Origin of the sequence: Pseudoalteromonas sp. NZS127_1, from assembly GCF_015864295.1 — a bacterium.
Lineage (GTDB): Bacteria > Pseudomonadota > Gammaproteobacteria > Enterobacterales > Alteromonadaceae > Pseudoalteromonas > Pseudoalteromonas arctica.
In genome coordinates, this window is the sequence record NZ_JADYXO010000003.1 from 158,400 (window position 1) to 171,015 (window position 12,616).

7 protein-coding genes are annotated in these 12,616 nt (G+C 36.7%); 3 read left to right on the forward strand and 4 right to left on the reverse strand.

Annotated elements, in window-relative coordinates; all coding sequences use genetic code 11:
- The first annotated feature begins 122 nt into the window (after positions 1 to 122).
- Complete coding sequence (locus I6F50_RS05105; protein WP_197175455.1) at positions 123 to 3,839, forward strand: ATP-binding protein; 3,717 nt, start codon at positions 123 to 125, stop codon at positions 3,837 to 3,839.
- 6 nt (positions 3,840 to 3,845) lie between these two features.
- Here I6F50_RS05105 and dinB read toward each other — a convergent pair whose 3' ends face one another.
- The 3 genes from dinB to I6F50_RS05120 all read right to left on the reverse strand — a co-directional run bounded on the left by dinB (position 3,846) and on the right by I6F50_RS05120 (position 6,925).
- Complete coding sequence (gene dinB / locus I6F50_RS05110; RefSeq protein WP_197175464.1) at positions 3,846 to 4,904, reverse strand: DNA polymerase IV; 1,059 nt, start codon at positions 4,902 to 4,904, stop codon at positions 3,846 to 3,848.
- A 66-nt stretch (positions 4,905 to 4,970) separates the two neighbouring features.
- Entirely contained in the window at positions 4,971 to 6,404 is a 1,434-nt protein-coding gene (locus I6F50_RS05115) for a DEAD/DEAH box helicase (protein WP_197175467.1), read from the reverse strand.
- The gene (locus I6F50_RS05120; RefSeq protein ID WP_086993195.1) at positions 6,401 to 6,925 is read right to left on the reverse strand and encodes a hypothetical protein; all 525 of its coding nucleotides are present in this window, start codon (positions 6,923 to 6,925) and stop codon (positions 6,401 to 6,403) included. The genes I6F50_RS05115 and I6F50_RS05120 overlap by 4 nt, the downstream gene beginning before the upstream one ends.
- A 100-nt stretch (positions 6,926 to 7,025) precedes the next feature.
- On the opposite strand from I6F50_RS05120, the gene I6F50_RS05125 reads away from it, so the two are divergent.
- Together I6F50_RS05125 and I6F50_RS20270 are read left to right on the forward strand one after the other, a co-directional pair.
- Complete coding sequence (locus tag I6F50_RS05125) at positions 7,026 to 7,262, forward strand: helix-turn-helix domain-containing protein (RefSeq protein ID WP_197175469.1); 237 nt, start codon at positions 7,026 to 7,028, stop codon at positions 7,260 to 7,262.
- Positions 7,263 to 7,680: 418 nt separating this feature from the next.
- Positions 7,681 to 7,878: a hypothetical protein gene (locus I6F50_RS20270; protein ID WP_231612978.1), complete on the forward strand. Its 198-nt coding sequence runs from the start codon at positions 7,681 to 7,683 to the stop codon at positions 7,876 to 7,878.
- A gap of 634 nt (positions 7,879 to 8,512) precedes the next feature.
- Here the strand turns inward: I6F50_RS20270 and I6F50_RS05135 are convergent.
- Entirely contained in the window at positions 8,513 to 12,559 is a 4,047-nt protein-coding gene (locus I6F50_RS05135) for a hypothetical protein (RefSeq protein ID WP_197175471.1), read from the reverse strand.
- Positions 12,560 to 12,616 lie beyond the last annotated feature (57 nt).

The window sequence follows — 12,616 nt, forward strand, 5'->3', positions numbered from 1 at the left end:
AAGTAACTCTATTGGCGAATTAAAATATATTAAATTCAAGAGGGTTGTGTAAAATGAGCTCATAGTCATATTGTTAAATGATCTACTATCGTAGCTCCCCCAGCTTGCATTAAGGACCAAGGATGTCAATTGAAATCATAGGGCAAGAAAAGTATAACTTCCAAGACCTTGTTTGTGTATATATTTTGCTAATACATCAAGGCCTTCCGGTCGCTTCATTTTTGGTCGAGCCTGAAAATGGTGAAGATGCAGAAATTCATTTTCAAAATGGACTTAAGATAGAGATACAAGTAAAAGGTGCTGAGCAACCTGTTACTCTAAAATCAATTGCACAAATGCTATCTCATTTTCAAAATAAGACTGATTTGAATTGTCTTTTAGAAAGAATACACAGTGAGAATAAAAATGTCTTATTTGTAATGACAGGTAGGTGTGATGATAAAGCCAAAGCCTTTCTTAAGCCGCTTGAAACTAATATTTGTGATTTCACAGTAACTAAACTTCCTAGAAAATATCAAGACGAACTTAAGAATAGTTTTTTTGAATTACCGTGGAAGAAAACTCCTTTATTTCAAAAGCGAAAGCAACGCTTTGAAAAGTTTGTAAATACAACAGAGTTATTAAATCCTGCTTTTGAAAGAATACATATTTGGGAAAACCTAAAAGAAGCGGAATTAAAGCAACTGATTAAAAATAAGCTACAGTCTAATTTTTATGTTTCACCAGACAGAACTTATAATGCAATTAAAAGGCTCACTGATTTAGTTGTAAAGGGAAAAAGAAGTGGTTGTATTTTAAATAGCTTTTCAAGTGAGTTAGCGCATTTATCTGGCAATTCACTATATCCAGAGAATTATGTTGAAAGATCCGATGAAGCTTACCTCTTACAAGAAGTAATAGATAAGAACGTTTTGTTGCTGTCGGGCACTCCTCGCTCAGGCAAAACGACGACTGCAAAATATATAGCTTCCAAATTGCAGAGGATGGGTATCGACTCTAAAATAGTTGCTTCTATCGATGATGCTGAGCGCTTGTTATTGGCTCCCTCTAGCCACACTAAATTAGTGATTCTTGATGACCCTTTTGAACAAACTCAAAACATTTCTCAAGACTGGCATAGGTTGTGTTTGTTGCTCGAAAAAGCTAATGGCAGTAGAAAGCTTATTGTGTCTCAGCCACAGGAAAAAATTCTTGAATATAAGACGTCGGACTCTTTAAAGCGTTGTTCAATAAGTGGACATTGTTGGCATGATATTAGTGACTTGAAATTTGATTTTTTAAAAGATCTTTGGTTAAAACTATGCCAAAGGCACTCTATTAGTGAACAAATTAAAAGCATTACCTTAAACTACCTGAGTAATTATCTCATAGAACCTGGCTGTTTAACTCACTTAGCTTCAAACATAAATTCATTTTCCGGAGATATGAATGAAGATGATTTAATGAGGTTTGCTAGGCAAGATGCTTCTAAATTTTATGGGATTTTAAAAAGTAAAGGCTTAGATACACTCACTTTTATTTTATCAATTTCTACAACCCCTCTAGTAGGAATTACAGAACTTGATTTGGCTTTTTTATTAAGTAGTGATGAAGATCTTCCCTCTAAGAATGAAACTTATGGTGAAGTTATATCACTTCGTGATGATGAAAAATTTGAACCGCCAAGGTACTCTGTTCAGTATGAAGTTATTGATTCATATGAAGAAAAAATCAATGCTCTCGAAGAAATGAATGTGCTTTTTATTGATGAGGATGATGTCTTTAACTTTTCACACTCATTTTATCGAGGCGCTGCAGAACTGTACATCTTTTCTTTAAAAAAAAGAAAGGCTAAACAAGTCTTGAATTTGATTAAGAAAGGTTTGTTTTGTGCAAACCCTAGAGTTGCTAGTTCTATAGCGGGTAACCTAGGTTGGATAATAAGCGAACTAAGTAAGCTTGGTTTTAGTAAAGAGATCTTTGAGCTAACTTATGAAGGTCTTAGTTCGAGATATCCTGCTGTCCAAGATATATGCTTTGCTCATTTAGTTGATAATATCAAATCTCTCCCCGAAGAACTCGGTGAACTACAAAAATTGGTTAGTAAAGTAACTTATGAAGATTACTCTCAGCTCTACTGGCAAGAGGAGCATGCGGTCTGGGGACCTTATCGATTCATGCAACGTCCTCGTTTGGTTGACAATATAGAAGACTTCGCACACAGTTTTAGCGAAAAAGAAGATGTATATTATCCACCGGAAATCATATTTTCGATTATAGATTATTTCAGGACTGACCCAAAAAAGTATAATTTAAGTTCACTTCATAAGTTTATGACATACCCTGAGGCAATTATTCGTTCAAAAGCAATTTCTGTTTGGATGAGAACCAAGGATATTTGTCAAAAATCATCACAATTGATTTTTTCTCATAAGCACCCTAGAACTAGTGTTGAGATATTAAGGGGGGCCTTTGGAATATGGAAAAATCTTAAGGAAGATGAGAAATCAGTATTAACTAATGGCCTATCTCAAGTAGCATCAACTCCTGAATCTGCAATAAGCATGCTGAGTATTTTAGCAAAGGCTTATAGATATGATTCATCTGATACTTCTTCTTGGGAGTTATTTTCCAAAGTATTACCTGACGTTTTGGTGCACTTGCCAACGGAAGCAAGACTTAATGGTTCAAGTCTCTACACATCGATTAGTGACTCGATAGGAAAGGTTGACGGAATTTATAGTATTAATATATGCAAGGCATGGTTAAATCAGCTTAAAAGGCGTCTTTCTATTGGTATGTTGCCTGATGACTACGGATTAGGTGTCGCAAATATCATCATTCAAGCAACTATTAAAGAACCCCATTTACGAGACGGTTTGATACAAGATATTTTTAATACTAAGAGTTTGTCATTGCAATTAGTTTCTTTTAAAGACTTCATTCGCTCTTGGGAGGTACTTAGTAAAAATGAGAAGAAATACCTTTTAAACTTAGTTGTAGAGTCAGAACACAAAGACTGGTTTGCATCCACGTTGATCACTTTCAAAGACATGCCTTCAGAATATTATGATTTGATTGAAACTGTAAAATTTTTTAGTGACAACTCAGTTAAAGAAATAAAGAATAATTTACCTTTTGCTATTTTACAAAAAGCGGTTCAAATCCATTGTGGAGATCCTCAGCCATTATGGTGGATAGGGTTGCATCATCACGATTCTAAAAAAATGAACAGTCTTATCTGGGAAATTGCTAGTGATTTAGAGCATCCTTTATGCGATATTTGTTGGCAAGAAATAACCTTAAGCGGTTCAAGGGATGATGAGATTGCGATGTTGATCTCTACTAAATATGAAGAGGATATTGATGTTATATTGAATCTTTTACTTAAAAAAAAGCTGAATTGTGTTGGTGACTTCATGCCACAATCATGGGCAGCATTATTTTCTCTGGCTACAAGTGAAGAAAAGAAGGAAACTATAGTAGATAAGCTGGACGAATTCTTACCTATTATTTTAGAGGATATATCAGACCTCTCGCTTTGGATTAAGGATAAAGAATTATGGCCACTATTCCTTACAAAGTTAAAACTAGATTATCAATATATACATCTATTGAAATATTCAAAAGATATTGAACAAGAAAATATAATACAGTTATTTCAAATTTTATGTGATGATGCTCTTCCTAGGTTGCATGGTACATGCGGTCGATTAATTGAATATTTTAATAGGTTAGGGCTGAAAAAACCGAATGCTTTGATTGACTTGTTGCAGGAGCACAGAGAAAAAATAATATACTCGAAGTCTCATGATATGAGCTTTTCAATCCCTGCATTAGAAAATTGGTCAGATTCATAGTGTACTCTACCAATCAAATGAAATTTGCTCTGTTTCACTTTTATTAGGTGTAAGCCCTATGTGGATACCAAGTAAGCGTACTTTTTTGCCATTTCCTCGCGCAAAGGCTTCAACTAATAATTCAGATAAAATGGCCAAGTTAATTTTATCTGTTGAAAACTCTTTAGTTGTTTGATGGAAATCAGAGAACTTAACTTTAACGCCAATCTTGCTAATACCTCTATCTATCAAGTGTTTTCCGGCTCTTTTTTGAAGCTCAGGGAGTAATTTATTTTTAAGAATTTCATCAAGAATAGATAGGTCTAATATATCTTCAGGGAACGTTCTTTCAACGCCTACTGACTTTCTTTCTCTACTGACCATAATTGGTCTATCGTCACTTCCATTGCATCGGTCCCATAACAATTGACCAAGCTTGCCATATTTAGATGTTAAATACTTTAAGCTAGATGCTTTAACGTCTCTGCCAAACTTAAGGTTATTAATAAGTAGCTTTTCATTAGTTACTTTACCAACACCAGGGATCTTTTTTAATTCCATATTATCGATAAAAGAATCTACATCTTTAGGGGGGATAACATAAACACCATTTGGTTTATTTAAGTCAGAGGCTACTTTAGCTAAAAACTTTATTGGTGCAACGCCAGCAGAAGCTGTGAGATTTAATTCTTTATGGATAGAGCGACATATATCTTGTGCGATTAGCGTGGCTGAACCGCTAAAGAGCTTACAATCACTAACGTCCAAGTATGCTTCATCTAAGCTTAGGGGCTCAATAATGTCTGTATATCGTTCGAAAATTTCTCTAATTTGAGAGCTTACCGATTTATATACTTCCATTCTGCCTGGAACCAAAATTAAGTCAGGACATTTTCGCAGCGCTACACTTGTCGGCATTGCACTTCTTACACCATATTGCCTCGCTATATAATTACTAGTAGAAAGCACGCCTCTAGAGCTTCTGCTACCACCAACTGCAACGGGCTTATTCGCTAGCTCTGGATTGTCTCTAATTTCTACAGATACATAAAATGCGTCCATATCTACATGAATTATTTTTCGCATATTTAATAATAAAAAATGAAGGCTGTATAAAAATACAGTGTTTTTATGCAGAGATCAATTAACAGCCTATCTCAACTCACTTAACCCCAAAGCAATAGCCTCTTGTTGAAAGCGGCCTGATATATTAATAATTCGCTCATAGGCACCGGTTAAAAAATGCTCCTCTGTCGCTTCAGGCCTATTACTCATAACCGGCTGATCAAAATAGTCAGCAAAGTTGTCAAAATCAAACTGAGCTTTGGAAGATTTTTTATTTTTCTTATTAAAAGTCATTTTACTTAAACCTTTATCTTCAGTAGGCTCTTCAGCAGTAGCTTTCATCTTTTCAAACTTAACTACATCAGCTTCTAATGGAACATCTTGATTAACTCTATAAGCATACTCTAAAAGCTTAGGTTCGGCGGGCATGTACATAATAGCTTCTTGGTTCTTAGAGTTTGTTACCCTCAGTATACGGCCCAATATTTGCCTAAAATGCATTTCTGTTTTTATGTTTGTAAGGTGGCAGCAAACCTGCAAACGAGGGATGTTTGTACCTTCGCTAATCATACCAACAGAAATAATCCACTTAGTTTGTGCATACCTAAACTGCTGAATAATACTTGTAGGTTCATTTTCTCGGTAGGTTACAACAACGCTATCCTGGTCAAAGTGAGTTCGCATTAACATAGAGATTTGATGGGCATGCTCAACAGACGATGCAACAATCAACCCCGCTGCATCGGGGTTTTTCAATCTGATTGAAGTCAGCTTCTTTTGAGCTGAAGAAATCATGTATTTTATTATCGCTTCATTTTCAATAACCTCTTGATAAGAAACGCCAGAGTCGTTTAATAACGCTTTAAAGCAGTTAAATGTTTTGGTTTCAGCGTCATCTACAACTGTAATACGGCTATTATCAACAGCTACTATTTGTGGAACCCGACAAACATTATCTCCAATAGCCTCAGAAAGCCCGTAAACGTAATCACACGCTATTTTATTGTTAGGCTGCTGATATGATGAAAGAACAATAGGAGCAGCGTCAGAGCGCCAGGGAGTGCCTGTTAAGGCTAATGTATACTGTGCTTTATTTTGAATGTTAAGTATTATCTGCTCACCCCAAGCATTGGCGTTGTCAATATTAGAGCCAGCACAATGATGAATTTCATCAAATATTACAAAAACACGATATCGTTCAAATAGCTGCCAAAAGTGCACATCTAAATACTGTAAGCTTTGATAGGTTAAAGCTCTACCTTTAGCGCCAATAAGCCCATCAAATCGTTCATTCGTTTTTAGCTGTAAGCTTTCCTTAAAATCTTGAGAAACAATAGACGACGGTGAAAAACAAATAATCACATCGACCATATTATTTTTTAATAATTGATCGGCTAATTCTGAGGCCATTAAGGTTTTACCCGCCCCAGGAGTTGCCAAGGCTAAAAAGTGGCTATTGCCGTTCTGGTATTGTGTAAGCGCTAAATTAATACACTCGTCTTGCCATAGTCTTAGTTTCATATTTTCTCTAATGCTTCGTTTTGCTTCAGTAAGCCTTCAATCGCTCTAATCTTACCAAGTATTCTGGTGTTGTTGTCTCTCGCTTTGTTGTATTGTGGCTGAAGTTCATCTACCAGTTCGGGCGACTCTAAATAAAGCTCTTTATATGCTTCAGATTCACCCATATTCAATAATAGCTCGGCTTTGTAATGATTTAACTTACTAAGTAATAGCGCGTGTTTATCATCTGCCTTTTCTGTAGTTGCGATAGGTATTGCACTAGCTAGCTGAGTAATTACCTCAACGTTAAAGCTCTCTGTTTTATTGAATCGTGTAAATCCTTTTTTATTTGATACCACTTTTTTCAGCCAGCCTTTTTTAACAAGCTTGATCAATTCGGCATATATACTTCGCCTAACTGCTGTAGGTACTAAAGAAGAATCACTTTTTAATGCTAAGTACGCAGAGCGTACATCGCTTGTTGTAAAGTTATCAAAATTTGGTGCAACAATAATTTGAGCTACGAGAGGGTCAAATTTCAAAGTAAATCCTAATAAACTTCTTATAATAATGGGTATTATAGGGCGTGGTAGTTAAGCCCTCAACATGAAAATCTAATCATTTTGCCTTGAGGAAAATCAGGTGAGTGATTTAGTTAAACATTTTGGCGAAAAGCTACGAGAAAAACGCAAAGAAGCAGGCTATTCGCAAGAAGGTTTTGCCGCCTATGTCGGTATAGAGCGCGGTAATTACGGAAAAATGGAAAGAGGTAATGTTAATATTAAGCTCGAAACCTTATATAAATTAGTAAACGCATTAAATTGCGAGTTTGAAGAGATACTACCGGCAAGGAAAAAGTATAAAATTGACCTAGATTAACCAAAAACTACTTGGTACTAATATATTATTAATTTTTTAATTAATTAGGGTATATTAATCACTATTACCTCAGGAATATAAATAAGCGAGTGAGTTGCTTTAAGCAAAAAAATCATCTCAAACTCACTGGCTAACAAGGACTTAATTTACATGTTCGAACAAACCTTTAAAAACATCGACGACATTTTTCACAAAACGCAGGCTGCTCTAGTGAACTAGGCTACACCGAGCAGTCGTCGTGGATGCTATTTTTAAAATACTTTGGTGATTTATAGTTCAATAAATTTCAAGAAGCTGAGCTAATGGCAGAGGACTACCAATATATTATTGATGAAGAGTATCGTTGGAGGTCATGGCTGCGCCTAAAGCAGCTAATGGTTAGTTTGATCACGACAACGCACTAACTGGCAGCGATTTAATGGACCTTGTCGATGGCGAACTACTCCCTTACGTTAAAGGTCTTAAACTTCGAGCTAAAAGCCCTGACACCATTGAATACAAAATAGGTGAGATTTTTAGCGAGATCAAAAACAAAATTCAAAGCGGTTATTTACTTCGTGATGCGCTAGAAAAAGTAGACGAATTACGCTTTCGTTCGCAAGAAGAAAAGCGCTAGCTTTCTCACCTGTACGAAGTGAAAATTAAAAACAAGGGTAACGCTGGCCGAAACGAGGATGAATAATAAATAATGTTATCTTCAAGTTTACTATACGAATGCCACCTAAATTTAGCAGCTCAAAGTGTTATCTACTTTTTAAATCCAACGAAAGATTAATACAGAGTTTAACGTGCACTATAGTTGCCATATTATTAGTAAGATCCAAATACAAAGTGTTGAATCATACTCATCAAAGTGATTTTTTATATCACCATAATAATGGTACTAAACCTACTTATGACATATCAGATAAATCGGGGCGATTTGAGTTTACATATACCAGCGATAATTACGTGCTTCTATGGGGGTTGTCTTTGGGTAAGCTAAATATAAGCATAGTGAAGCTGCTCTCTTTGACATCAATCATGGGATCAAAGCTAATAGCAATCATAATTTGAAGTAGCTTAATAAGTATAGAAGCCACCTGACATACAGCTATGAGCGAGAAGCAGACGGTCAGATAAACTCGTTTTTGGACAAATATGAGTTTCAGGGTTTGTTAAACCTTAGAGTTTGGTATAAGTTTTTCTATGCCAAATATTTCTGCCAGCCACAAACTAATGCGCTAGCATCATATTTCACTACAAAATAATTAATGGCGCGATACATCCAAAACAAAGACATCAATAAATCCTTTTAGTTCTGGCGGTAATGTATCCTCAATAGATTCCCTTAGTTCTAGTGCGCTTGTTACATTATGCTTAATTCTATTTGCAACTTTTTCATTAGCACCAAACCAAATTACAAGGTAAATACCTTGTTGTTCGGCATCGGGATGAACTGAATAGCGTTCATAAAGTTGACTACTGGCTGCTGAATAAAGATCTTTATGCCATTGCCCTTTTACTTCTATTACAAGTAATCGCCTTTTTCCATCAATCACCTTAGAGGCGGTAATATCAATTCTATTTTGATTTTGGGTTTGGTGCTCGCAAGTGATTGAAACGCTTTGAGGGTGTAGCACTAAATTTAGGCGTTCTGCAATAATTTCGACAGAAGCAACTTCCCCTAACCGTACTTTTTCGCCTTTTATATTGTTAGTATAATAACGATTTGCCGAGTTGAACTCGCCACCGACAATATCCTTTTGATAATTGGTTAACTCTAAAAGAATTAGCTGTCGTAAGCCTTCAACAGTAACAACAGCATTGTTATCTAATAAATCGACTATTTTCGTTGAAGTAGGAGGCTCAAAGTCTCTTAGTGCTTTCTTCCTTAACTGCTCTGCTTGTATGCTTTTCAGCGGAATATGAATATTAGCAAAATGAGGTTCAGCTAGTAGTTGATGAAGAACTGGAATCGCCTCATCTGGACTATCATTTCCGATAGACCAAATTATATCTGTTAAGAAACGGTATGCAGTCTCTCCATCAAGGCTTCCTGTTCCCCAATTACTTGGTAGCTGCACCTTTGGCCATTGTTCAAAAAATGCTTGTAAAATAGCATACACCTTATGAGATGTTAGTGCTGGCCAATATGGATGATCACTTCGATTCATTCGACTAGAACGCTCATTGAGTAATAATATTGAGTTTTTATCATCCGTAAGCCAACTCCAATAAGGCTCAGCTTGCTCTAGACTTAAAAAGTAAAAAGCTCTCACGAACCAAAATTTGCGCCTTTGTTCTAAGTGTTCATCATTATTCGGTTCTGATTGACCAAATAAAAACTGGCCACAACGTAACTCAATAAGACTGTTCAGCCTTCCTCGATCTCCATATTGAGCAGCAAGTTCAAAAAGAGTGTTTAGTGCAGAAGGCTCAAGCTTGTCGAAATGTTCAAGCCACTCGATTGGTAGCTTGGCTTGTAAAGGGCTGAATATTTCGTCGTATTCTAATAAGCCAACTTCAGGGTGAGCACATTTATTTTGTGCTAATTGAGGCTCAACATATTCAAGAAGAAACTTCTCAGCAGATTTAATATCAGGAAATAGCAAGCGATCTACTTCAGACTTAAGGGCATTAGCTTCATCTTGGCTAACCGCGTGATATCCCATGTTCAAATTTGTTCTGAGAGCAAGAAGCAATGAATGCTCTACTCTTTCCAAACTACCACGGTCTCGCATGATTTCAATACAAGCTGCATAAAGAATAGTTTCAGCGACCAACCCCTTGGACTCACACTGCAAATCAGCTAGTTTTTGCAAATCAGGAATAAGGGGAGCTATAAAGTCTAGGCAATTCCTAATCGCATTTCGAACAAGTACTTCATCACCAAATTCTAATTCAATATTTTCGGGTTTATTCAATATGAGCTGAGCAAAACGAACTAAGCATCCCCAATGTTGACCACCCTCGACTAACTCACGTTCTGCTTGAACATACTGAATATTTTCCACATGAACTTTTTTCTTTTTATTTTTACGACGCCTCATTAACCGGCGATGTTTAGCATTCCACTTTTGATCTTCTTCTTTAGCCTGAATCGACTCTTGTCTATTCATCAGAGCCCACCTTTTCATAAACTCTGGTTTTTCAGATGCTTGCTTACGCATATGGCTGCGTAAACTATCAGGCTCCTTTTTATTAGAAAAGCGATTGAATTGATGCTGAGCTAAAAAACTCGCCCACAACTGAGTGTTATTATTTTCAAATGCTAAATCAATTATGAACCTATGGTCAGCAAGGCTTAAACAAAGTCCCGCATGAGAATAATAACCTTCAAACTTGTATATCCTAGCTTGAAATATCGCCTCTCGTTCCGTTAATTTTCCGAAAACATGAGAAATAATTCCTTGGCGTAATGGATCATCTGCCCGCAGAGCCTGTACCGACTTATTATCTTGAGTATTCATTTGCCCAGGAAAGTTTAAGTGCTCTACCCACTGCCAAATACGCAATGGTTCAAATGGAGGTTTAGCTAACTCAAAGTAGCAGTCTAAAAGTGAACCAATTATTTTACTTAACCCTGTTCTACATTCGCATTCATACGCTTTTTTTCCATAATTGCAGGCCAAACCTTTGCTTAATAAATCTAACAAACCTTCAAGCTGTAGTACGTTCAAATGGGAAATAAAACGCTTAACAAAGTAACGTTCTCCTAGCACACCGTCAAAGTCTTGTTTATGGCTAGGGTACAAGTTAGCGCAATTCCGAAAGAACACTTCTAGTTCATTCGGTTTAAAGGTGTCAATATCAGTTGATTCAATTACATTTGCTGCGATATTTAAAGAGGAGCTGCTAGCTTCAGCAATTAAATCACGTAGGTCTAAGTGAGGATCGTAAGATTCCAACCCTATTAGGCACTTGTAAGCTAGCATACGTGTTTGTTTACTTTCAGTAGACGATAATAAAAGCTGACGTAACTCTATATCTAGCCACCTTGCAGCTTGGGTTCCCACCAAAAGCTCAAGCAGTAAGTCTCGCAAATCGCCATCACCTCCATCAGAGATAATTGGCTTTACCTCTTTCATTACATCTTGTGTAAATAAGCCTGCAACACTAAACCTACGCCAAGAGTCACTTCGCCTAAAGTAAGGGTCAACAGCTTCTACTTCCTTCAAACGTGACAAAAGCATGGCCTTTGACGATGTAGCTAATTGAGAAGGGTCGCCATTCGCGAGTACCGCATATGGATCAAGTTCAATTGCAGCTTCTTCAATTGTCTTACTACCCAGTGCGGCCATCCAGCCTATTAATCCTCTCAACTCATCTCGGACAGTAGAGTTTGGAGCAATGATTGGCAAACACTGTGCAATAGTCAAAGGATCTGATGGGTTAGCGATACGCTTAGTGAGATAATCTGCTGCACAATATTCAGCAACTATCTTATGTACAGGTCGATGCTGGTCTGCATTATCTCCAGGCTTAAAAAGGCGAGTAGCTAGGATACCACTAAGATTCACACTACTAGAACTCAACAACGAACCAGCTAGAGGATACATCCTGTTTTCGTTTGCTTCACTTATTCTTATCCCCTCAGCACCAGAGAGTAGTAGCTTTGCAAAAATTTCTGAAGACAAGTTAATCTTTTGATCACTAGAAAGCGAAGGGGTCGGTTTAGTGTTAGCATTTACTTCTCTTGCTAAGCTGGTAATGGCTTGAGTAAAGATTGAACGTTTGTCGGTAAAGTGTCCTTCACTCTCAATATAAGCATCTGCAAATAATTTAAGAAATTGTGGGTTTGGGAGGAGAGGTTCCAACGAAAACCTAGTAACCTCAGCTTGAAACTCTATAAAATTATCTTTTTTTGTATGGTGAGTATAAATTTCTCGTTGCTCAGACTCATCAAATTCACATAGCCGAGCAACAGTTGGTGCATGGCCGATAAATTGTTCAAAAGTGTTCGTGGCAGAACTATCCCATTCACTCGAACGGCTTGAAATAATGACATGTGTAGGTCTTGCATTTGATACATTAGAAAGTAGCTTATGAATACCTGTAGTATCAACTTTAGCCAATTCATCAAAAGCATCAATGACAAGAGGAGAATATTCGCTATTAGCTCCCATATAGCTAAATACATTTGCCGTAACCTCCTTAGTCCCTAACTGATTAGCTAAGCTTTTCATAAGCTCAGTCTTTCCAGCACCTGGCTCAGCCAAAATTACAATGTAATTTGAGGCATTGAGTAATTCTGATTCGGTGAATCGTTGGTTGTCACTAAATAGTGTTCGATTGAGATAAAAAGTCGGAGACATAATAAATATGACCTTGGTATATATTTTTCTTTACGGCATTTTCTTAATGAAATTAAT

Excerpts from the sequence above, each read along its gene's own strand:
- I6F50_RS05105 (WP_197175455.1), top strand. The coding sequence starts at position 123 with ATGTCAATTGAAATCATAGGGCAAGAAAAGTATAACTTCCAAGACCTT.
- dinB (WP_197175464.1), bottom strand. The coding sequence starts at position 4,904 with ATGCGAAAAATAATTCATGTAGATATGGACGCATTTTATGTATCTGTA.
- I6F50_RS05115 (WP_197175467.1), bottom strand. The coding sequence starts at position 6,404 with ATGAAACTAAGACTATGGCAAGACGAGTGTATTAATTTAGCGCTTACA.
- I6F50_RS20270 (WP_231612978.1), top strand. The coding sequence starts at position 7,681 with ATGGACCTTGTCGATGGCGAACTACTCCCTTACGTTAAAGGTCTTAAA.
- I6F50_RS05135 (WP_197175471.1), bottom strand. The coding sequence starts at position 12,559 with ATGTCTCCGACTTTTTATCTCAATCGAACACTATTTAGTGACAACCAA.